General features: G+C 62.1%; 26 protein-coding genes. 13 read left to right on the forward strand and 13 right to left on the reverse strand.

The annotated features are described in order from the left end of the window. Window positions 1-89 precede the first annotated feature (89 nt). From panD to CSE6_RS12765, 3 genes are all read left to right on the forward strand, one after another. The gene (gene panD, locus CSE6_RS12755; RefSeq protein ID WP_003065787.1) at window positions 90-470 is read left to right on the forward strand and encodes an aspartate 1-decarboxylase; all 381 of its coding nucleotides are present in this window, start codon (window positions 90-92) and stop codon (window positions 468-470) included. A 38-nt stretch (window positions 471-508) separates the two neighbouring features. Continuing rightward, a complete protein-coding gene (locus tag CSE6_RS12760; RefSeq protein ID WP_034355716.1) occupies window positions 509-874 on the forward strand; it encodes a 5-carboxymethyl-2-hydroxymuconate Delta-isomerase in 366 nt (121 codons plus the stop codon). Window positions 875-995: 121 nt separating this feature from the next. Continuing rightward, the gene (locus CSE6_RS12765) at window positions 996-1,679 is read left to right on the forward strand and encodes a tRNA-uridine aminocarboxypropyltransferase (RefSeq protein WP_034391683.1); all 684 of its coding nucleotides are present in this window, start codon (window positions 996-998) and stop codon (window positions 1,677-1,679) included. Window positions 1,680-1,706: 27 nt separating this feature from the next. On the opposite strand, the gene yiaA is transcribed toward CSE6_RS12765, so the two are convergent. The 6 genes from yiaA to CSE6_RS12795 all read right to left on the reverse strand — a co-directional run bounded on the left by yiaA (window position 1,707) and on the right by CSE6_RS12795 (window position 6,186). Then, window positions 1,707-2,225 carry an inner membrane protein YiaA gene (gene yiaA, locus CSE6_RS12770; RefSeq protein WP_003065781.1) on the reverse strand — a complete coding sequence of 173 codons (519 nt, stop codon included), beginning with the start codon at window positions 2,223-2,225 and terminating at the stop codon, window positions 1,707-1,709. 197 nt (window positions 2,226-2,422) lie between these two features. Next, a complete protein-coding gene (locus tag CSE6_RS12775) occupies window positions 2,423-2,995 on the reverse strand; it encodes a DUF4274 domain-containing protein (RefSeq protein WP_034355721.1) in 573 nt (190 codons plus the stop codon). A gap of 49 nt (window positions 2,996-3,044) precedes the next feature. Continuing rightward, window positions 3,045-3,677: an aminotransferase class IV gene (locus CSE6_RS12780; protein WP_034355724.1), complete on the reverse strand. Its 633-nt coding sequence runs from the start codon at window positions 3,675-3,677 to the stop codon at window positions 3,045-3,047. After that, entirely contained in the window at window positions 3,674-4,858 is a 1,185-nt protein-coding gene (pabB, locus tag CSE6_RS12785; protein WP_034391686.1) for an aminodeoxychorismate synthase component I, read from the reverse strand. Before pabB ends, CSE6_RS12780 begins: the two co-directional genes overlap by 4 nt. A 162-nt stretch (window positions 4,859-5,020) precedes the next feature. Next, entirely contained in the window at window positions 5,021-5,320 is a 300-nt protein-coding gene (locus tag CSE6_RS12790) for a DUF4148 domain-containing protein (protein ID WP_034355729.1), read from the reverse strand. 131 nt (window positions 5,321-5,451) lie between these two features. Next, window positions 5,452-6,186: a Crp/Fnr family transcriptional regulator gene (locus tag CSE6_RS12795; RefSeq protein ID WP_034355733.1), complete on the reverse strand. Its 735-nt coding sequence runs from the start codon at window positions 6,184-6,186 to the stop codon at window positions 5,452-5,454. 204 nt (window positions 6,187-6,390) lie between these two features. Here CSE6_RS12795 and panB point away from each other — a divergent pair, with 204 nt between their 5' ends. Both panB and panC read left to right on the forward strand, forming a co-directional pair. After that, on the forward strand, window positions 6,391-7,260 hold the full coding sequence (gene panB / locus CSE6_RS12800) for a 3-methyl-2-oxobutanoate hydroxymethyltransferase (protein ID WP_059440705.1): 870 nt from the start codon (window positions 6,391-6,393) through the stop codon (window positions 7,258-7,260). Between the two features lie 39 nt (window positions 7,261-7,299). Beyond that, window positions 7,300-8,139 (forward strand): pantoate--beta-alanine ligase, encoded by an 840-nt coding sequence (gene panC / locus CSE6_RS12805; protein ID WP_034355739.1) that lies wholly within the window; start codon window positions 7,300-7,302, stop codon window positions 8,137-8,139. Between the two features lie 153 nt (window positions 8,140-8,292). Here panC and CSE6_RS12810 read toward each other — a convergent pair whose 3' ends face one another. Next, on the reverse strand, window positions 8,293-8,694 hold the full coding sequence (locus tag CSE6_RS12810; RefSeq protein WP_034391691.1) for a hypothetical protein: 402 nt from the start codon (window positions 8,692-8,694) through the stop codon (window positions 8,293-8,295). A gap of 98 nt (window positions 8,695-8,792) precedes the next feature. Between CSE6_RS12810 and CSE6_RS12815 the strand changes: the two genes are divergently transcribed. Together CSE6_RS12815 and CSE6_RS12820 are read left to right on the forward strand one after the other, a co-directional pair. Beyond that, window positions 8,793-9,242: a MaoC family dehydratase gene (locus CSE6_RS12815; RefSeq protein WP_012839648.1), complete on the forward strand. Its 450-nt coding sequence runs from the start codon at window positions 8,793-8,795 to the stop codon at window positions 9,240-9,242. A gap of 91 nt (window positions 9,243-9,333) precedes the next feature. Continuing rightward, window positions 9,334-10,815 (forward strand): SulP family inorganic anion transporter, encoded by a 1,482-nt coding sequence (locus CSE6_RS12820; protein WP_059440706.1) that lies wholly within the window; start codon window positions 9,334-9,336, stop codon window positions 10,813-10,815. 20 nt (window positions 10,816-10,835) lie between these two features. On the opposite strand, the gene CSE6_RS12825 is transcribed toward CSE6_RS12820, so the two are convergent. Together CSE6_RS12825 and CSE6_RS12830 are read right to left on the reverse strand one after the other, a co-directional pair. After that, window positions 10,836-11,207 (reverse strand): polyhydroxyalkanoate granule-associated phasin, encoded by a 372-nt coding sequence (locus CSE6_RS12825; RefSeq protein ID WP_003072662.1) that lies wholly within the window; start codon window positions 11,205-11,207, stop codon window positions 10,836-10,838. Window positions 11,208-11,294: 87 nt separating this feature from the next. After that, window positions 11,295-12,221 (reverse strand): LysR family transcriptional regulator, encoded by a 927-nt coding sequence (locus tag CSE6_RS12830; RefSeq protein ID WP_034391695.1) that lies wholly within the window; start codon window positions 12,219-12,221, stop codon window positions 11,295-11,297. A gap of 106 nt (window positions 12,222-12,327) precedes the next feature. Here CSE6_RS12830 and lysA point away from each other — a divergent pair, with 106 nt between their 5' ends. Together lysA and CSE6_RS12840 are read left to right on the forward strand one after the other, a co-directional pair. Continuing rightward, entirely contained in the window at window positions 12,328-13,575 is a 1,248-nt protein-coding gene (gene lysA / locus CSE6_RS12835) for a diaminopimelate decarboxylase (protein ID WP_034391697.1), read from the forward strand. 237 nt (window positions 13,576-13,812) lie between these two features. Continuing rightward, window positions 13,813-14,703, forward strand: coding sequence for a DMT family transporter (locus CSE6_RS12840; protein ID WP_034391699.1), 891 nt, complete (start codon window positions 13,813-13,815; stop codon window positions 14,701-14,703). Between the two features lie 109 nt (window positions 14,704-14,812). Here CSE6_RS12840 and CSE6_RS12845 read toward each other — a convergent pair whose 3' ends face one another. The 4 genes from CSE6_RS12845 to CSE6_RS12860 form a co-directional block, all read right to left on the reverse strand. Beyond that, window positions 14,813-15,823 (reverse strand): NAD(P)H-dependent glycerol-3-phosphate dehydrogenase, encoded by a 1,011-nt coding sequence (locus CSE6_RS12845; RefSeq protein ID WP_034377905.1) that lies wholly within the window; start codon window positions 15,821-15,823, stop codon window positions 14,813-14,815. Between the two features lie 116 nt (window positions 15,824-15,939). Beyond that, a complete protein-coding gene (gene secB / locus CSE6_RS12850) occupies window positions 15,940-16,401 on the reverse strand; it encodes a protein-export chaperone SecB (RefSeq protein WP_003066740.1) in 462 nt (153 codons plus the stop codon). Window positions 16,402-16,598: 197 nt separating this feature from the next. Beyond that, the gene (gene grxC / locus CSE6_RS12855) at window positions 16,599-16,856 is read right to left on the reverse strand and encodes a glutaredoxin 3 (RefSeq protein WP_003066738.1); all 258 of its coding nucleotides are present in this window, start codon (window positions 16,854-16,856) and stop codon (window positions 16,599-16,601) included. 73 nt (window positions 16,857-16,929) lie between these two features. Continuing rightward, window positions 16,930-17,337: a rhodanese-like domain-containing protein gene (locus CSE6_RS12860; protein WP_003066735.1), complete on the reverse strand. Its 408-nt coding sequence runs from the start codon at window positions 17,335-17,337 to the stop codon at window positions 16,930-16,932. A gap of 285 nt (window positions 17,338-17,622) precedes the next feature. On the opposite strand from CSE6_RS12860, the gene gpmA reads away from it, so the two are divergent. From gpmA to CSE6_RS12880, 4 genes are all read left to right on the forward strand, one after another. Next, window positions 17,623-18,366: a 2,3-diphosphoglycerate-dependent phosphoglycerate mutase gene (gene gpmA / locus CSE6_RS12865; protein WP_003066733.1), complete on the forward strand. Its 744-nt coding sequence runs from the start codon at window positions 17,623-17,625 to the stop codon at window positions 18,364-18,366. Window positions 18,367-18,498: 132 nt separating this feature from the next. Continuing rightward, the gene (locus CSE6_RS12870; RefSeq protein WP_034355765.1) at window positions 18,499-20,010 is read left to right on the forward strand and encodes a S41 family peptidase; all 1,512 of its coding nucleotides are present in this window, start codon (window positions 18,499-18,501) and stop codon (window positions 20,008-20,010) included. A 75-nt stretch (window positions 20,011-20,085) separates the two neighbouring features. Continuing rightward, entirely contained in the window at window positions 20,086-20,853 is a 768-nt protein-coding gene (locus CSE6_RS12875; RefSeq protein ID WP_034355768.1) for a HesA/MoeB/ThiF family protein, read from the forward strand. Between the two features lie 106 nt (window positions 20,854-20,959). Next, window positions 20,960-21,340 (forward strand): response regulator, encoded by a 381-nt coding sequence (locus CSE6_RS12880; protein WP_034355771.1) that lies wholly within the window; start codon window positions 20,960-20,962, stop codon window positions 21,338-21,340. Window positions 21,341-21,377 lie beyond the last annotated feature (37 nt).

The raw sequence follows: 21,377 nt of genomic DNA on the forward strand, positions 1-21,377 counted from the left end.
TTACCGATCGCATTTAGACTTGCGTGATTTTTCGCAAGCACAGGCCTGCCCCATTCCAGCAACGCGCAAAGCGCCCCAGAGAGACAACCATGTTCCGCACCCTGCTCAAATCCAAGATCCACCGCGTCAAGACCACGCAATGCGAGCTGCACTACGAAGGCTCCTGCGCCATCGACGAGGATCTGCTGGATGCCGCCAACATTGCTGAAAACGAACAGGTCCATATCTGGAATATCGACAACGGAGAGCGCTTCGTGACCTACGCCATCAAGGGCGAGCGCGGCTCGGGCATGATTTCCGTCAACGGTTCGGCCGCTCGCCGCGCCAGCGTGGGCGATCTGCTCATCATTGCCGCCTTCGCCCAGGTTCATGAAAGCGATGTGGCCGAGCACCAGCCGCAGCTGGTCTTTGTGGACGACAGCAACAAACAGGTCGAGCTGCGCCACAAAGTGCCCACCCAGATGCTGTAAAAACGGCTTTTGCCTCCAACACCGAGCGAGAGAACTCCATGCCTCATCTGCATATTGAATACACCGACAACCTGACCGGCCTGAACGAGCGCGAACTGATGCGCGACATCAACGCAGTGGTCTGCTCCCATCCCACCGTTCTCGATGAAGCCGATGTGAAGGCCCGTATTGCCCGCCTGAACATGGACCATGTCTATATCGGCACCCAGCCCGAAAAGCGCGGCTTTGTCCATGTACACCTGCAGCTGATGGCAGGCCGCAGCACCGAAGCCAAGAAGCAGATGTCGGACGGCATTGCCGAAGTCCTGAGCCGCCTCGTGCCCCAGCCTGCCGATGTGATGGTGCAGCTGAGCGTGGACGTATCCGATATGGACAAGGCCACCTACTTCAAGGGTCGCCTCTAAGTCCTTCACGACTCCCGCAACAGCGCCCGCAGCCCATGCTTGCGGGCGTTGCTGTTTCAGGGACATCGGCCTGAATAAAAATCGCCTTGCCTTCTCCAAAGACACAAACAGCTCTTGAACCATGAGCAGACCTGACCCTCGCCCTCGCTGCCCCCACTGTCACCGAGCACTGCGCACCTGCATCTGCTCGCTGGCCCAGGCGGTCGCGCATCAGGTGGAGGTGCTGATCCTCATGCATCCCATGGAAGTGCATGAAGCCAAGGGCACGGGGCATTTGCTGCATCTGTGTCTGCCGCATAGCCGGGTCATGGTGGGCGAGGAATTCGATGCCGACGAGCTGGAAGCGGCTCTCCATGGAAGCTGGGCCAGCTGGACCGATACCGATGGTGCGCCACGCCACAGCCTGCTGCTCTACCCCGATACCGCAGAGCAGGATGCCGCCCTGGGGCTGGCTGCGGCCAGCCCCCTACCCTTGCCCTGGCCGCAGCCGCCAGAGCGCCTTCGGCTGGTGGTCATCGACGGCACCTGGCGCAAAAGCCGCAAGATGCTCTATCTCAATCCTGCACTGCAAGCCCTGCCCCGCCTGCCCCTCCAAAATGTGGAGGACTCCGGCTACGCCATCCGCAAGGCCCATCTGCCAGGGCAGCTCTCCAGCTTCGAGGCAGCGGCCCAGGCCCTGGCACAGCTGCACAACTGGACCGCAGATGGGTCAGCCAATGCAACACTGCATGAAGTCTTCAAGCAGTTTGTGGCGCAGCAAATGCAGCTGCGCCAACACAATCAGGCGCCCCAAAGGAGCGCCTGATGTTCAGCCGTCAAACGGCTTTTCGACTCAGCGGTTATTGACCACCTGCTCGGGCACATCGGCAGGCTTGGCGGGATCGGTCACCACCAGAGCGGGGCCGCTGCGCTCGCTCTTGCCGCGCTTGCGCTCTGCTGCTCCATCGTCGGCGCTCAGGCTGTCGCGGGTGTTTTTCTGCACGGCAATCGCACCGAACAGGGCCAGCGCAAAAGCCATGGCATAGAAACCTTTTTCGCTGAGCTGCAACGTGGCGTTGAAGAGACCTGTGCCCAGAAGCAGCACCGCGATGATCAGCGCCACCCAGCTGATGCCGTAGTAAATGCCGGTCACGGCAACGCCTTCGAGCTTGTCGCGCACGGTTTTCTGCAGCGAGATGGCCGAGTACAGGCCCAGCACCAGCACGGCAAAGTAAAAGCCTTTTTCGTTGAGCTGCATGGCTGCATTCCACAGCCCGGCCATGAAGGCTACGACACCCAGCAGCAAGGCGGCCCAGGATGCGCCGACAAAGGCGGTTGAAGGCTTGTGGCTGGTGACGGCTTGAGAGTTCATGAGCTTGTCTCGAAAGTTGTGGTGAACGGATAGTAGAAAATCCATTCTCTCAAGCCAAGAGTTTCTTCACAAGGTATCGCCAGAAGATACCCAAAGAGCTATTTTTACTCACCAGGCGCTGGGCTTGGGTTGCAAGCATGCTTACATATGCCCTGAGCTACAACCATTGCCAGGCCATCGCGCGCAGGCTCTGGGCCTCAGTCCTCATCCTCGACTTCGTCCCCATCCATGGCGGCATTGAGCTCCTCCTGGACATGAGGCGGCATGCCGTCTTCCCAGCCATGCTCGTCGACATAGGCATAGATATCGGGTTGCTCGCCGGGCACGGCCTGCAGCATGATGGCCGGAATCTGCCATTTGGCTTCATCGCCCTTGACGGCTTCGCTGGTCCAGTCATAGCCAGGATGCTTTTCATTGCCCGTGGGCGAGGCCAGATCGTTGGCCGGATCCCAGCCAATGGTGGCCGGAGCAAGATTGCCCTGTTCAAAGCGCTGGCTCAGTGCCTGCACACGGGCCCAGCCTGAGCGGTTGATGCTGGGGACCTTGTCCTGCGAAGCATAGTGCTGGAAGTAGCCCGGCTGCTGATACCAGTACAAGGCCTTGGCAACGGCCGGCTCCAGCTTGGGATACTTGCTGATCCAGTCGGGCAGCGCGCTGCCGTTGTCGTAGTTCATGGTGGTGACCACGGCCAGCCACTGAAGGGGCGTGGCAGTGGCCAGGAATTCCTTCATCAGGTCCAGATACAGGGCATCAAAGTCGTCGTCATCCATGGCTGAGACTCCTCCAGGTTGCTTACATCCGCACGATAACAAACCAGGCCTAGGCGATCAAACGAGCATCCAGCCAGCCACGCAGGCTATTGATAAAGGCCCAGCCGCTGGCATGACGCGCCTGCTCCAGCGTCACCACCTGCTCCGTCAGCCGGCCCTGGGACAGGGCCAGTGCCCGCCCCACGCCCGGCAGCAGCCCGCATTGCAGCGGCGGGGTGACCCAGCGCCCATCCAGCTGCACGGCAATATTGCCGCGCGTGCCTTCGGTGATCTGACCGTCCTCGTTGAAAAGCACGATATCGAAAATGCCGGCGCTCTGGGGCTTGAAAGCGTCGTAATGCTGACGTACCGAGGTTTTGAAACGCACCACATCACTATGCGCCACCGCGTTTGCAATGGGTTGATGCGCCAGCTGCAGCGCCACCGGCTGGACCGAGGGCGGCAATGGCTCGGCCGTGATCTGCACTTCACCGGTGATCGAAAGCGCCAGCCGCACGCGCCAGTCGCCCATGGAATGCGTCTGACTGGCCATGCGCTCCATATCGGACTCCAGCTGCATCTGCATCAAGGGATAGCGAAAATGCTGTGCAGTAATCTGCAAGCGGGCCCAGTGCAAGGCCCAGTTCTGCCAGCGGCCATCCTTGAGCGCCAGGGTTTCGAGAATTTCAAGATTCGTGTTCATGCTCCAACACCTTGCTCAAGCACCTTTAGAAAAGCCTGCTTGTGCTGCCATTCCATCCATTCATCGGCCGCATTGGCGCTGGCCGTGATGCCGCTGCCTATGCCGCAGCTCAGGCGCCCATTCCTGAGCACCACTGTGCGAATGGGAACATTGAAAGTTGCATGAATACTCCCCGGCTTGGCCCCGGGTCGCACCACGCCCAGCGCACCGCAGTAGACACCACGAGGCTCGGGCTCCAGCTCGCGAATCAGGCGCATGGCCTGGCGCTTGGGCGCCCCGGTGATCGAGCCGCAAGGGAACAGCGCCCCGAATACATCCACCAGCCGCACATCCGGGCGCGTGCGTGCCACCACATCCGAGGTCATCTGCCAGACGGCCGGCAGTGCCTGGACCTGAAACAGCTGCGGCACTTTCACGCTGTACGGCACGGCTATGCGTGACAGATCGTTGCGCAGCAAGTCCACGATCATCACGTTCTCGGCCCGCTCCTTGGCCGACTCGCGCATGGTTTGCGCGGCCTTCGCATCGGCTTCGGGGGTCCTGCCGCGCGCCGCCGTGCCCTTCATGGGGCGGGTCAGAATCCGCTCGCCGTCCCAGTCGAAAAACAACTCCGGGGACAGCGACAGCACCTGCATGTCGCCGCTGTCGACCAGCGCCGCATAGCCTCCGGGCTGGGCCTGCTGCAGCCTTGCAAACAGCTCTTGGGCCAGGGCGGAAGTATCGGACTCTTTCTCCCCCGAAAGCTCTGCAGTCAAGGGGGCCGTGTAATTGATCTGATAGCAGTCGCCCGCCGCGATGGCCGCATGAATGCGCGCCACATGGGCATCGAACTGTTCGCGGCTCAGAGCCGTCTGCCAATGTATTGCCGCAGAAGGCACGGGCGGGTTCTGCCCGCAGGCAGCCAGCGGCCCACGATGCACGCCGAACCAGACCAGCGGCTGGCCAGTGGAATTCCTATGCACGGCCTCGGCATAGGCGCGATCAAACCCGCTGGCCGCCTCATAGGCCAGCCAGCCCACGCACCACAGGCCTTGCTCGGCAGCCTGCTGCACGGCTTCCAGCACGGCAGGCACGTCCTCGGGCCGATACGCTTGCAAGACCTTCTCGGGCTCGCCAAAGCCATGCTGCAAACGGGCAACCCCCTTCTGCCAGGGAGCGGTGAAATCAAGAACGGTTTTCAAGTCAGATCACCTGCAAGCACACTATCAATATGCGCCGAATGCTATCAAACTTGCTATATCCATCAGCCTGGCATTGCCGGCATAAAAAAACGCGCTGAAGGAATCCCTCAGCGCGCATCCACCAATGGGCCACCTCTGTCGGATGGCTAAGAGAGAACTCTGTTACTTGCCGCCCAGTTGCGACTGGTACTTGGCCACGGCAGCCGTGTAGGCGGGGCTGGCCAGCAGACGCTGGTATTCGGCATAAGCCTTGCGGTACTCGGTGCTGAACTCTGTTTCGACATAAGCCGCAGGCGTGGGCATATAACCCAGACCTGCACGCTGGTACATCTCAAGGTCGGCCATCACTTCGGCACGACTTTTGCTGGAGGTTACGGAAGTTTGGGGGAGGTCTTGAGCCATGGCAACCGCGGCGCTGGCGGTCAGCACAGCTGCGGTCAACAAACGGGTGAGGGAGCGCATTTTCAATCCTTTCAACGGCGCAGCGGCGGAAAGAAGACCTGCCGCGTGCTGCACGACTGAACTATGCGCCCGGCCCCCACGAGCCGTCTGTGCGTTTTCTCACGCAAAAACTCATTTCACATTGCGAAAAATCAATGCGCTTCTTCGAGCAACAGCCGCAGGCCATCGACGCGGCAAAGACGCAGATTGCGCCCTTCACGTCTGAGCAGGCCCAGGCGCGTGAGCCGCGACATCTCGCGTGCGACCTCTTCGCGGCTGGTGCCCAGCATCAAGGCCAGATCGTTCTGGCGCGGAGCCGGCGACAGCAGGGCCTCGTCGTTCTCGATTCCCGCCATCTCGGCCCGCTCCAGCAACTGGGCATGCAGGCGGCCTCGCACCGTGAGGGTTCCCAGGCTGACCACACGCCGCGCCAGCACCCCGGCCAGCTCGCTGAGCCGCTGGACCACGGCCCGCATGACCAGAACATCGCTCATGATCAATGCTTCGAGCTCGGCACTAGAAAGCGATGCCACCAGGCTTTCATGCGTGGCCTGCACCTGCACGGACACATGCTTGACCAGAGGCTTGGACGCGAAAGCACCAAAAAAGAAACCGGGCTCCAGATAACCCAGAATCATGGCCCGCCCGCTGGTGCTGTAGCTGCCGACACTGAGCTGGCCGTTGATCAGCATGTACATGCGCTCATCGGTATAGGCCCCGTGCAGCACCTGTCCCGACTCCAGCCGGTGCCAAAGGCATTGCCCCGCCAGCACGGACAGCCTCTCGTCGGACAGCGACTCCAGCCAGCTCACGCTGCGCAGCCCCTGCCAGGCCACGGCTGAAACAGGGGAAGAAACCGACGACAGCTGAGGCTCGACCATGGACATGAACAACCTTGTGCAAAAAGAAATGGAAGGCCGCAAAACGCAGGGCCATGCAATGCATGGCCACACAGCATAGTAAGGTGGCCGACAGCAGCCATACCCTTTTTCAACGTGGCGCTGCAGCGCAGCATCGCATAGACTCGCGGGCAAATTTGCCTGCAGGCTTTTCTGCGGGGCCCAGCCATAGACAAGACCAGGAGACATCCCATGACCGCTACCGGCACGCCTTACGGCACCATCCCCCCCTCTTCGCCCCAGCCCCAGCGCCGCCCCGTCAGCCTGCCGCGCCTGGCTCAGATGCGCGCGGCCGGTGAAAAAATCACCATGCTGACGGCCTATGACGCCACGTTTGCCGCAGTGGCCGACGCGGCCGGGGTGGAGTGCATCCTGGTCGGCGACTCGCTGGGCATGGTCTGCCAGGGCCTGCACAGCACCGTGGGCGTGACGCTTCAGGATATGGCCTATCACACGGCCAGCGTCACGCGCGGCCTGCATCGCGCCCAGGCCACAGCCTGGGTGATTGCCGACATGCCCTACGGCAGCTATGCAGAAAGTCCCGAGCAGGCCATGCGCAGCGCCTGCCAGCTGATGCAGGCCGGCGCCCATATGGTCAAGTTCGAAGGCGGTGGCTGGACCGCTCCCACCGTGCGCTTTCTCGTCGATCGCGGCGTGCCCGTCTGCGCCCACCTGGGACTGACACCGCAGACCGTGCATGCACTGGGCGGCTACCGCGTCCAGGGCAAGGACGAGCAGGCAGCGGCCACGCTGCGCCAGCATGCGCTGGAGCTGCAGGACGCCGGGGCCGCCATGCTGGTGCTGGAGATGGTGCCCGCAGCCCTGTCCGCCCAACTGACCGAAGAGCTGCCACTGTGCCACACCATAGGCATTGGCGCGGGCAATGGCACGGCCGGCCAGGTTCTGGTGCTGCACGACATGCTGGGCGTGAACCTGGGCAAGATGGCCAGGTTCGTGCACAACTTCATGGCCGATGCAGGCAGCGTCAAGGGCGCCATGGAAGCCTATGTGCAGGCCGTCAAGAATGGCAGCTTCCCCGACAATGCCCTGCACGCCTGGTAAGTCCGGGCTTTTGTTTTTGTTTTCCCCACTGTTTGAGTCATGCAAATCGTTCACACCATCGCCGACCTGCGCGCTGCCCTGGCCGGTCGCGGCCACCCTGCTTTTGTGCCCACCATGGGTAATCTGCACGAGGGCCATCTCTCCCTGGTGCGCCAGGCCCGCCAGCATGGCGATGTGACCGTGGCCAGCATCTTCGTGAACCGTCTGCAGTTTCTGCCTCACGAAGACTTCGACAGCTACCCGCGCACCTTCGATGCCGACTGCGCCAAGCTGGAAGCCGAGGGCTGCGACATCGTCTTCGCCCCCAGGGAGAAAGACCTCTACCCCGAACCGCAGACCTTCAAGATCCAGCCCGATGCGCAGCTGGCCGACATTCTGGAAGGGCACTTCCGCCCCGGCTTCTTCACCGGCGTCTGCACCGTGGTCATGAAGCTGTTCCAGGCCGTGTTTGCCACCACGGGCGGCGGCACGGCCGTTTTCGGGCAAAAGGACTATCAGCAGCTGATGGTGATCCGCCGCATGGTGCAGCAGTTCGCCCTGCCCATAGAGATCATCGGCTGCGCCACGGCGCGCGCCGACAGCGGCCTGGCACTGAGCTCGCGCAACGGCTACCTCAGCGATGAGCAGCGTGTGCAGGCCATGGCGCTGTCGCAGGCGCTCAAGGCACTGGCCGATGCCGCACGCCAGGGCGGCAATCTGGCCGACCTCGAAACGCAGGCCATGGCCGCGCTGCGTGCCAAGGGCTGGGAACCCGACTATCTGAGCGTGCGCCAGCGCAGCGATCTGCAAGCGCCTGCTGATGCGCGCAGCGGCGATCTGGTGGCCCTGGGCGCTGCACGCCTGGGCAGCACCCGGCTCATAGACAACCTGGAGTTCTAGCCCCTCTTAGGCGCTTTGTGGCGGGGCATGTGGGCAACGGGCGGCACACCCGCTGTGGCGCGGCCAACCCAGGATCAGGCCCTTGCCCCGTGTCTCTGATTCAGGCCGCGCCAGTGTCAGGCATCAAGAACAATGCAGAGGCTAGTAGCGCTCTCAGCACTGGTAGGAGTCCACGGAGCATTGGCTTGCCGGTGCCCTCAACTCCAGGCCCCGGCCCTGCAAGCGGCAGAACAGGCCGCTGCCCATTTCCAGCTCCAGCACAAAATCGGCATCGCTGACAAAAGGCAGGGGCAGGCTGCGCAGACGCTGACCAGCAATATGCAGCTGCGCTTGCCGGACACGGCCCACGGCAGCCAGGATTGGAGTCAAATCAGCCTCTGAAGCTTCTTCAGTAAGCGCAATGTGCTTGCATATCAATAGCAACGGCTGCCACAGGCCCTCGCCAGCGCCTGCTCTGTCGCCGTCATACAGACGGGCGGCGGAAAAGCGGATCTGCAATGCGCCGTCCTGCAGGCTGATTGCGGCGACCTCGGAATCTTCAAACTCGAAATTCATGGGCCCGAGCATAGCGCTCTGGCACCTTGGCAACAGCAGCCAGGGCCGCTGCCGCGCATACTGCCGGCTACTCCACACAAGAAGGAACGAGGAGCCAAATGAGCGAAAAACTGTATCTCGATGATCTGTACGTGGGCCAGAAGTTCGTCAGCGAGGGCTACCCGCTGGATGAAGCGCAAATCATTGCCTATGCCAGGCAGTTCGACCCCCAGGTCTTTCACCTCGACCCCGAAGCCGCCAAGCACACCTTCTTCCAGGGCCTGGCCGCCAGCGGCTGGCATACGGCCTCCATCAGCATGCTGCTGGTGACGCAAAGCATTCCCCTGGCCGACGGCGTGATCGGTGGCGGCATGGAAGAGCTGGCCTGGCCCCAGCCCACACGCCCTGGTGACGTGCTGCAGGTCGAGTCGGAAATCGTGGAGATCATTCCTTCCCAGTCCAAACCCAACCGGGCCCTGGTGCGCGTGCTCTCCCACACCAAAAACCAGCGCGGCGAGGTGTTGCAGCGCTTCAGGCCCAAGATGGTGTGCTTCAAGCGCCCGGCCTGACCCTCGCGCAGCAAAAGTCCTGGGCACTGCTTAATATCGCCCACCGGCGCTGCCTGCTCTGCACAGGCAGCGCATCACTTGCTGCTGCGATATGAATCCCCATTTTTCCATGAGCCGATGGCGCGCCGAATGGGCGCCCAGCGTACCGCGCGAGCTGCTGGCCGGCGCCGTCGCCACGTTTGCGCTGATTCCCGAGGTCATTGCCTTTTCCTTTGTCGCGGGTGTAGACCCGGCCGTGGGGCTGTATGCCTCCTTCATCATCAGCATCGTGATTGCCGTTTTCGGCGCACGTCCGGCCATGGTCTCGGCAGCGGCCGGCTCGGTGGCCCTGGTGGCGGCTCCGCTGGTCGCATCGCATGGTCTGCAATATCTGCTGGCCGCAGGCTTGCTGGCGGGTGCCATGCAGATCGCCTTCGGCCTGTGCAAGATGGGCAGCCTGGTGCGCTTTGTCTCCAGCTCGGTGCGCACGGGTTTTGTCAACGCGCTGGCCATTCTGATCTTTTCAGCCCAGCTGCCGCATCTGCATGGAGCCAACACCGCCACCTGGGCCATGCTGGCCCTGGGCCTGGCCCTGATCTACGGCCTGCCCTGGCTGGGACAGAGACTGCAGCTCAAGGCGCTGAACGCCATTCCCTCACCACTGATCTGCGTGCTGGTGCTGACGCTGCTCGCCAGCTTCATGGGCCTGCCCCTCAAGACCGTGGCCGATCTGGGTCATCTGCCGGACAGCCTGCCGCTGTTCGCCCTGCCCGAAATCCCTGCGAGTCTGGAGACGCTGCGCATCATCGCCCTGCCAGCCCTGGCCATTGCCATGGTGGGCCTGCTGGAGTCGGTTCTCACGGCAGCCGTGGTGGACGACCTGACGGGCACGCCCAGCAACAAGAGCCGCGAGTGCACGGGCCTGGGCCTGGCCAATGTCTCGGCCAGCCTGTTCGGCGGCATTGCGGGCTGCGGCATGATAGGCCAGGCGGTGGGCAATGTGAAATACGGCGGCCGCGGCCGCCTGTCCACCCTGTTTGCCGGGGTGTTTCTGCTGATTCTCATGGTCGCCCTCAAGCCCTGGGTGTCCCGGGTACCGGTGATTGCTCTGGTGGCCATCATGGTCATGGTGTCGGTCTCGACCTTCGACTGGAAGTCGCTGGGCAATCTGGTGCGCCACCCGCGCCTGTCCAGCTCGGTGATGCTGGTGACGGTGGTCATCACCATCGCCACCCACAATCTGGCCGCCGGCGTGGTGGCGGGCGTGCTGCTCTCGGGCGTGTTCTTCACCTTCAAGGTGGCCAATATGCTGCAGGTCCAGGGCGGCCTGAACGAGGCTGGCGATCTCTATACCTGGACGGTGAGCGGCCAGGTGTTTTTTGCCTCTGCCGATGCTCTGATCGAAGCCTTCGACGTGCGTGCCGCAGCCGGAAAGCAGGCCCGCATCGATGTCGGTGGCGCGCATTTCTGGGACATCACCGCCGTGGGCGCGCTGGACAAGGTGATGGAGCGCCTGCGCCAGCATGGCTGCCACGTGGAGCTGACGGGGCTGGACGAGGCCAGTCAACGACTGATAGAACGCATCAGGGTCTAGGTTTGGCGGCTGGTGGCCGCTTATTTCAGGCTGGTCTGCGACAGGCGCTTGGCATTGGCCACGGCCTTGCGGCGAATCGGCGCCAGGCTTCTGGCCGCCACCTTGTCGGCCGCCACGGGCAGCTTCTGACCCATGGTCCAGGGGTTGCGCATCCAGGCCAGACACAGTTGCTGCTGCACCTTGAACATTTCGGCCCCCATGGTCAGCCAGGCCTGACTGAAGGCGACCTGCTTTTCCACCACCATGCGCGTGAACTCCTTCTGGTCGCGCGCAGAGAGCACCGGACCGCTGAGGGCCATGCGCGTGAGCCGGTGGTTGATGACCTGAGGCACGGCCATGCTGATGTCCAGCAGTTCGCTGGCAGTGCGGTGGGGGATGGCGGATTCAGGCATGTGTAACTCCTTGCATTCAGGCGTTTTATTGTGCACTGCAACATAGAAGTTTGCGCAAGCTCACCTGTGAAAGCCCTATCGCCGAATTCAGCGCCTGTGCCCAAGCAGGCTGAGTGCCTCCTGCTCCAATGCCGCCGTCAGCCAGGGCAGGCCCGCATCGGCAGGCCGGTGCAGCGGCAGCAGCATATGCACCTGAAACGCTATCGAAAACGCCAGCGGCCGCACCACCAGCTGCGGGCCGGCACAAGCCCGCGCAGTCAGCGGGTTGACGATGGCCAGACCCAGGCCGTGCTGGACCATGGCGCAGACGGCAACGGCGCTGGCGGTCTCCAGGCTCAGCCGGCGCTGCACGCCGGCGCGGGCAAACACCGCATCGATCTGCGCCCTGTAGGGGTCGTCGCGCGCCAGGCTGATGAAGGATTCGCCTTCAAAGTCCCGCGCGCTGAGCAGCGCCTTCTGCGCCAGCGGGTGGCTGGCAGGCAACACGGCCACTTCGTCCATGGCAGGCAAGGGCTGGCTGCGTGTGCCCGGTGGCGCATCGGCCAGCTCGGACAGGCCCAGATCGAAGCGCTGGGCCGCCATCCATTCCTGCAGCAGCGGTGCCTCCTGGGTGCTCACGCTCACGGCCACTGCGCCGTGACTGGCCTGCATACGCGCCAGCGCGCCCGGCAGCAAGGCGTGGCTGAGGGCTGGCAGACACAGCACGCTGATGCTCGCCCCTTGCGGGCGCCCCAGCTCCACGGCGCGGTCGATCACGCGCTCCAGGCCCTGCCAGCTGCGCCGCACCTCGTCCCAGAGCAGCAAGGCACGTGCATTGGCACGCAGCCGGCCCTGCACGCGCTCGAACAGCGCATAGCCCAGCAGTTGCTCCATGCGAGCCAGCTCGCGGCTCACCGTGGGCTGCGAGGTATAGAGCAGTTGCGCCGCACCCGTGACGCTGCCGGCCGTCATGACGGCACGGAACACCTCGATATGGCGATGGGTGATGCGCTGAGAAGCTTCTGAATCGATCATACCAAAAGCATATCAATATTGAATGATCTTCAAAAATCAAGCTATTGGACTGAATAGATAGTCGCATGCATGATGCGCTGAACTATTCCCTTTCAAGAGACCACCCATGGCAAACCCCTTCTCTCCCGCACAGCTCTGGAACCTGGCCGACCAGTACGGCACGCCGCTGTGGGTGTATGACGCCGCCACCATCCGCGAGCGCATTGCCCAGCTCAAGGCTTTCGACACCGTGCGCTTTGCCCAGAAGGCCTGCTCCAACATTCACATCCTCAAGCTCATGCGCGAGCAGGGCGTGAAGGTGGATGCGGTCTCGCGCGGCGAAGTCCTGCGCGCACTGGCGGCGGGCTTCACGCCCGGCTTCGGCGAGCCTGCCGACATCGTCTTCACGGCCGACGTGATGGACGAAGCCACGCTGGCGACCGTGGTCGAGCACCAGGTGCCTGTGAACGCGGGCTCCATCGACATGCTGCACCAGTTGGCCGCCGTGTCCAGGGGCCACCATGTCTGGCTGCGCATCAACCCCGGCTTCGGCCACGGCCACAGCAACAAGACCAACACCGGCGGCGAGCACAGCAAGCACGGCATCTGGCACAGCGAACTCGAAGCCGCGCTGGACGCCATCAAGGCCGGCGGCCTGGTGCTGGCCGGCCTGCACATGCACATCGGCTCGGGCGTGGACTACGGCCATCTGCAGGAAGTCTGCGGCGCCATGGTCAAGCTGGTCGAGCGCACCAAGGCGGCGGGCGTGGACCTGCATGCGATTTCGGCCGGCGGCGGCCTGTCCATCCCCTATCGTGCTGGCGATGCCACCATCGACACCAACCACTACCACGGTCTGTGGGATGCGGCGCGCAAGCAGGCAGAAGGCATCGTGGGCCACAGCCTGGGTCTGGAACTGGAGCCCGGCCGCTTCCTGGTGGCCGAGTCCGGCGTGCTGCTGGGCACCGTGCGCGCCACCAAGAATGCGGGCAGCAACCACTTCGTGCTGGTGGACACCGGCTTCAACGAGCTGATGCGCCCCAGCATGTACGGCAGCTACCACGGCATGGAAGTGCTGCGCCGCGACGGCCAGAACCTGCCCGCGCAGGACAGCGTGGTGGCCGGCCCACTGTGCGAATCGGGCGATGTCTTCACCCAGGGCGACGGCGGCGTGGTGCTGCCGCGCTCGCTGGCCGGCGCCAGCGTGGGCGACCTGCTGGTGATTCACGACACGGGCGCCTATGGCAGCTCCATGTCCAGCAACTACAACACCCGTCCGCTGGCCGCCGAAGTGCTGGTCGATGGCGAGCAGAGCCAGCTGATTCGCCGTCGCCAGACGGTGGAAGAGCTGCTGGCCCTGGAATTGGGCTTGTAAGCTCCCCCTGAGCCGCTTTGCGGCTTCCCCCTCTCTCTACGCGCTGCGCGCTATGGGAGGGGGACGCAGCCATCGCTGCGGGGCGGCCCTTGCTTGGCTGCTCTTGTTTGGCCCGCGCCCTTTAGCAATTGCATCTTCAAGTTAAATAGCAGCTAGCGCTTATCTTTAAAGGGTTTCAGGCCAGAATCACCTGAAATCTTTTCTCTAGGCACCGCCCAGTGCCCGGTACGTTCTTCCATGTCACAGCACTCCGCCCCTTCAGTCCATCGCCATACGCTGACGGGCATCGGCTTCACGGTGCTGGCCTGCGCCTGTTTTTCGATACTCGATACGGGCTCCAAATATGCGGGTGCCCTGCTGCCACTGCTGATGGCGCTATGGCTGCGCTATGCGCTGCAGTCGGCGCTGACCGTGGGCTTTGGCGTAGCTCGCCATGGACTGGACATCTTTCGCACCCGGCGCCCGGGCTTTCAGTTTCTGCGCGCCATTCTGTTTTGCCTGAGCAATGCGCTGGCCATGCTCAGCCTGCGCTATCTGCCGCTGGCGGAGTTCACGGCCATCGTGGCGCTGACGCCGCTGGCACTGACCCTGCTGGCCGCGCTCTGGCTGGGCCAGCAGGTCAGCCCCTTGCGCTGGGTGCTGGTGGCGCTGGGCTTTGCGGGTACGCTGGTCATCCTGCGGCCGGGCGGCGGCCAGTTCAGCGGCTGGGCCCTGGTCTGGCCTGCGCTGCAGCTGCTGGCCAATACCGCCTATCAGATCCTGAGCAGCCGCATGGCGGGCAAGGAGCGCCCGCTGACCACGCAGATCTACACCAGCCTAGTGGCCCTGAGCCTGAGCTGCATGGCCCTGCCCTGGGTCTGGCAGCTGCCGGACAGCGCCGCGCTCTGGCTGGCCGCGATTGCCATGGGCGCAGGCAGCGCCGTCGGACACCTGATGCTGCTCAAGGCCTATGAAAAAGCCGAGCCTGCGACCATCACGCCGTTTCTCTACAGCCAGATTCCCTGCGCACTGCTGGCAGGCTGGCTGGTCTATGGCCATATCCCCGACCAATGGGCCGTACTGGGCATGGTCGTCATTGCGCTGTGCGGGGCGGCGAGTGCCTGGCTCAGCGTCAGAGAGGGCAAATAGGCATTGCCCCTAAAACAATAGCTGCAAGCGCATGAATTCATTGCATTTCAGACACAAAATCATCTGAAACCCATGAATATCAGGCGATAGAAGCTATGGTTTTATTGGCTTATTCGCCGCGCGGATCGCGCACCATCAGGTGCTGCACGGCTTCGGTGACCGGAAGCTGGCCGTCCAGCAAGGCAACCACGGTTTCGGTGATCGGCATTTCCACACCGACCTGGCGTGCCCGGGCGAGCACGGTGCGGGCGCTGTACACGCCCTCGGCCACATGGCCCAGCGAGGTCACGGCCTGCTCCAGGCTCTTGCCTTCGGCCAGCAGCAGACCCACCTTGCGATTGCGCGAGAGATCGCCGGTGGCGGTCAGCACCAGATCACCGAGGCCGGACAGGCCCATGAAGGTCTCGGCGCGCGCGCCCAGCGCCACGCCCAGGCGCGTCATCTCGGCCAGGCCGCGCGTGACCAGGGCTGCACGCGCGTTCAGCCCCAGCTGCAGGCCGTCGCAAAGCCCCGTGGCAATGGCCAGCACATTCTTGACGGCACCGCCCACTTCCACGCCCACGATGTCGTGATTGGCATAGACACGCATGGCTTCGCCGTGAAAGGCCGACACCAGCAGCTCGCTCACGCCCTCATGGGCGCTGGCTGCCACCAGAGCCGTAGGCTGCTGGCGTGCCACCTCGGCCGCGAAGCTGGGGCCGCTGAGCGCACCGCTTTGCAGCTGCGGCGCCACCTGCTGGCAGACTTCATGCGCCATCAGCCCATAGCTGCCGGCAGGTGCGTCGGCGGCCACGGCCTCGAAGCCCTTGCACAGCCAGACCACGGGCCGGCGGCAATCCTTGAGCTGGCCCAGCCACTGGCGCAGCGCCGCCATGGGCGTGCCCAGCACGATCAGATCGGCATCCGCAACATGGGCCATCACATCTCCGCTGACCACCGTGAGCGCATCCGGGAAGCGGATGCCGGGCAGATAGCGGCTGTTGGCGCGCTCGGCCTGCATGAGCTGCGCCTGCGCCGGGTCACGTGCCCAGAGGCTGACGCGGTCCTGCTCCGGATGGGTGGCCGCGCTGATGGCCATGGCCGTACCCCAGGCGCCAGCGCCGATGACAAGAATTTTCATACCTGAATTTTGATAGCAGTTTGTGCACAACGCACAAGAAAAAGAGGCCGCTAGGGCCTCTTTTTTGCCTGGCTGCCGATTCTTGCACATCGCAGGAATCAGCAATTGCCATCAGCTTACTGGGGCAGCTGGCCTTCGGCCTGTGCTGCGGCAGCCGCTTGCTGCTGCTCGTACATGGCCTGGAAGTTGATTTCGGCCAGGTGCACGGGAGGGAAACCGGCGCGGGTCACCACGTCGGCCACGTTGCCGCGCAGATAGGGGTAGATGATCTGGGGGCAGGCAATGCCGATCACGCCGCCCATCTGATCTTCGGGCACGTTGCGGATTTCGAAGATGCCGGCCTGCTTGGCTTCGACCAGGAACACGGTCTTGTCCTGAATCTTGGTCTGAACCGTGGCGGTCACGGCCACTTCGTAGACGCCTTCAGCCACGGGAGTGGCTTCCACACCCAGCTGGATGTCCACGCTGGGCTGCTCTTGCTCCAGCAGGATCGCGGGAGAGTTGGGCTGCTCCAGGGACAGGTCCTTCAGATACACGCGCTGGATCTGGAACACGGGGCTGTTGTCTTGTTCGGCCATGATGAGCTAGGTCTTTCAGAAAATCTTGAGAGGGAAATGAAAATGCCTGCGCAGAGGACTAGCACGCAGCTATCCTCACAGCAGGCATTTCCATGAAATAGCGCTTTGCATTATGCAGTGACAGCCAGAGGCTGCATCGTAGCAAGCAGCACAAAGCGCAAATTCATGCCGTTTGGCGGCAGTGGCACGGCAAGTAATCAGCTTTGCAGCAGGGGCAGCAGACCGCCCTTGGCATCCAGCGCCATCAGATCGTCGCAACCGCCCACATGGGTATCGCCAATGAAGATCTGGGGTACGGTGCGGCGGCCGGTGACCTGCATCATGTGATCGCGGGCAGCGGTATCGAAATCGATGCGCACTTCCTCGATCTGATCCACGCCCTTGGACTTGAGAATCTGCTTGGCACGAATGCAATAGGGGCAGACGGCGGTGGTGTACATCTTCACGGCTTGCATGAGCAACTTCCTTGTAGTTTTTGCAATGCAGCATGCTGTGCTGCAGTCGTCAGAGTTCTCAGTTGCGGCCGAATCAGGCTTTTTCAACCGGCAGGCCGGCATCGCGCCAGGCCTTCATGCCGCCAGCCAGCGCCTGGGCCTTTTCGTAACCCAGCTTCTTGGCCACGGCCTCGGCACGCACGGCACGGGCGCCCGATGCACACACCAGCACCACGGGCAGCTGCTTGTTCTTGACGGTGGTGGGCAGCTTTTCTTCCAACTGGCTCAGCGGCAGGTTCCTGGCTCCGTTGACATGGCCGGCGGCAAACTCTTCGGGCTCGCAGACGTCCAGCACCACGGCTTTTTCACGGTTGATCAGGTGCACGGCAGCCGCTGCCGACAGCGAACCACCTGTCGCTCCGCGCAGTGCGGGCAGCAGCAGCATCACACCCGAAGCCACGGCAATCAGGATCAAATACCAGTTATCAATGATGAATTTCACGTCATTCCTTGGGATGGCAAACCGAACGATTTTAGAGGCAGGCTTGCCGGCGGATCGCGCCAGAGGGCCACAGCCCCTCCTCCCGTAATCCCAAACCCTCTGTTCATATGCCCTAGGCCGCAAGTGAGTGCTCTGCACAATCCCCGAAGGGCCCAACAGGAATAGCTTGGCGGCCACCGCTGGACACGACCGGCTTACCTTGCCTCAAGCCCGGACAAAGGCCAGCCCCTAAAATGCACGGTTTTGACTTTGTGTCATTACTGCTTTGCTACTTTGAGAGAATCCATGTACAAGCTCGTTCTGATCCGCCACGGTGAATCCACCTGGAACCTTGAAAACCGCTTCACCGGCTGGACCGATGTGGATCTGACTGCCACCGGCGTCGAACAGGCCAAGAAGGCCGGCCAACTGCTCAAGGCAGAAGGCTATGACTTCGATGTGGCCTATACCAGCGTGCTCAAGCGCGCCATCCGTACCCTGTGGCATGTGCAGGATGAAATGGACCGCACCTGGCTGCCCGTGGTGCATAGCTGGCGTCTCAACGAACGCCACTATGGCGGCCTGCAGGGTCTGAACAAGGCCGATATGGCCAAGCAGTACGGCGACGAGCAAGTGCTGGTCTGGCGCCGCAGCTACGACGTGCCGCCTCCCGCCCTGGAAGCCACCGACCCGCGCAGCGAACGCAGCGATGTGCGCTACGCCAAGCTGCAGCCCGAGCAGATCCCGCTGACCGAGTGCCTCAAGGACACGGTGGCCCGCGTTGTGCCGTTCTGGGACGAGTCCATCGCACCCGCCATCAAGGCCGGCAAACGGGTGGTTGTGGCCGCACACGGCAACTCCATCCGCGCCCTGATCAAGTATCTGGACAACATCGCCGACGACCAGATCGTGGGCGTGAACGTGCCCAACGGCATTCCTCTGGTCTATGAGCTGGACGCCGACCTCAAGCCCATCCGCCACTACTACCTGGGCGACGCCGAAGCCGCAGCCAAGGCTGCAGCGGCAGTTGCAGCCCAGGGCAAGGCCTGAGAGAGACCTCTTCACCGTTCCTGTTCAGGCCGCTTGCGCAGTCTGAACAGGACTGACACGGCAAAAGGCCTGTGGAACCTCATGGGCCTTCCGCCGTCCAAGGTGTATATTGCGAATGGTTTAAGGGGTGCTATGGGTCAAAAAATCAAAATTGCAGGCTGGATCTCTGTGGGCGTGGTCGCCGGTGCGTTGACCACCGTATCCCTGCAGACGCTGGCTCGCGGGGGTGTGACGCCTCTGCCACTTGAAGAAATCCAGCAGTTGTCGGCCGTCTTCGGCCTGATCAAGACCGATTACGTGGAGCAGGTCAGCGACAAGAAGCTGATCACCGACGCCATCTCCGGCATGGTCTCCAGCCTGGACCCTCACTCCCAGTACTTCGACAAGAAAACCTACAAAGAATTCAAGGAAGGCACTTCCGGCAAGTTCGTGGGCGTCGGCATCGAGATCACCATGGAAGACGGGCTGATCAAGATCGTCTCCCCCATCGAAGGCTCGCCCGCTTTCCGTGCGGGTCTCAAGACCGGCGACCTGATCACCAAGATCGACGACACGGCCGTCAAGGGCCTGACGCTCAATGACGCTGTCAAGCGCATGCGTGGCGAACCGAATACCAAGGTGCGCCTGAACATCCTGCGAAAGGATGAAAGCCGCAGCTTCCCCGTCACCATCACCCGTGAAGAAATCAAGACCCAATCGGTCAAGGGCAAGGTGATCGAACCTGGCTACGCCTGGATTCGCCTGAGCCAGTTCCAGGAACGCACCGTCGATGACTTTGTCCGCAAGGTCGAGGAAATCTACAAGCAGGAACCCAATCTCAAGGGCCTGGTGCTGGACCTGCGCAACGACCCCGGCGGTTTGCTGGATGCGGCCGTAGCCATCTCTGCGGCCTTCCTGCCACCCGATGTGCCCGTGGTTTCGACCAACGGCCAGTTGGCCGAAAGCAAGGCCGTCTACAAGGCTTCGCCCGAGTTCTACGCCCAGCGCGGTTTTGGCGACCCCTTGCAACGCCTGCCTGCAGCACTGAAAAAGCTGCCTCTGGTGGTGCTGGTCAATGAAGGCTCGGCCTCGGCCAGCGAAATCGTGGCCGGAGCTCTGCAAGATCACAAACGCGCCACCGTCATGGGCAGCCAGTCCTTTGGCAAGGGCTCGGTGCAAACCGTGCGCCCTCTGGGGCCCGATACGGCTCTCAAGCTGACGACGGCGCGCTACTACACGCCTAGCGGAAAATCCATTCAGGCCAAGGGCATCGTGCCCGATGTGATGGTGGATGAGACTGCAGACGGCGATTTGTTTGCTGCATTGAGCATGCGTGAAGCAGACCTTGAAAAGCATTTGTCCAGCGGACAGGGTGCGGAGGTCAAGAACGATTCGCTTGAAAAGGCCCGCGAGGAAGCTCGCAAACGCCTGGAAGAGGAAGCCAAGAAGCCAGCCGCCGAACGCCGCCTGCCGGAATTCGGGTCTGAAAAGGACTTTCAGCTGCAACAGGCACTGAATAAGCTCAAAGGCCAACCTGTCAAGGTCAGCAAAACCCTGACGGAGCGCAAAATCGAAGAGAAGCCCGGAGACGCGACGGCCGCGGACAAAAAGCCCGCTGACAAGAAAGCGCCCGAAAAAGGCGACTCCGACAAGAGCAAAAAATAAGCACCGGGTTATGGAACCCGCTCAAAATCAGCCGGGCTTGCCCGGCTTTTTTCTTGGAACCATGGAAGCAAACCGATGAATGACGATCAATTGCTACGCTATTCCCGTCACATCATGCTCGACGAGATCGGCATCGAAGGCCAGGAGCGCATTCTGGCGGCGCATGCAGTGATCATTGGAGCTGGCGGCTTGGGCTCGCCTGCCGCACTCTATCTGGGCTCGGCAGGTGTGGGGCGCATCACCATCGTCGACAACGACGTCGTGGACATGACCAATCTGCAGCGCCAGATTGCCCACACGACCGAGCGCATAGGCATGCCCAAGGTGGAATCGATCCGCACTGCCGTACATGCCATCAATCCCGGGATCGAAGTTCGCTGCATCCAGCAGCGTGCAACCGAGACCCTGCTCGATGAACTGCTGCCCGAGGCAAGCATCGTGCTCGACTGCACCGACAACTACAAGACCCGCCAGACCATCAATGCGGCTTGCGTACGCCACGGCGTACCCCTGGTCGAAGGAGCTGCCATCCGTGTCGATGGCCAGTTGATGGTCATTGATCCACGCAACCCCGACAGCCCGTGCTATGCATGCGTCTTTCCGCCAGAGGCTGAATTCGAAGAGGTTCAGTGCTCAACCATGGGCGTCTTTGCTCCGCTGGTTGGGCTGATCGGCACCCAGCAAGCTGCAGAAGCACTGAAGCTGATTGTCGGTTTTGGCCGATCTTCTGTCGGACAACTTCAAATGCTTGATGCACGTTCCATGGAGTGGAGTAGGATGAAAATTGCTAGGGTTAAAACCTGTGATATCTGCGGAACGCCAAACACAAATTACAAAAAATGACAATACAATGATTTTTTCATGGGCCGTAATTGATTTTCCACATTGAGAATTGAAATGACTCTCGCCGCTTGATCCTTGGCGTCCACCTCATCAGCTTGCTACCGTCGTGAAACTGCGTACCTTTCTTGTTGAAGACAATCCCACGATTCGCGACAACCTGATTGCGACGATGGCGGAGCTTGCCGATGTGGAAGCGGTCGGGGTGGCAGAGACCGAAGCCGATGCTGTACGCTGGCTCAGCCACAACCCTGACGCCTGGGATCTGGTCATCGTGGACCTGTTCTTGCGCGAGGGCAGCGGTCTCGGCATCGTCACAAGCCTTCAACATCGACCACCGCAGAAAAAGCTGCTCGTGTTGAGCAATTACGCGACCGCCGATATACGACAGCGCTGCCTTGAACTCAGCGCAGATGCCGTATTTGACAAATCCAACGAAATCGATGCGCTTATAGATTTCTGTATTGATTTAAATACCAGTAAATCTTGAAAATAACGCAAAATAAAAAAGGCTTGAATATTTCAAG

This window comes from Comamonas sp. E6 (assembly GCF_001010305.1).
GTDB lineage: Bacteria > Pseudomonadota > Gammaproteobacteria > Burkholderiales > Burkholderiaceae_C > Comamonas > Comamonas thiooxydans.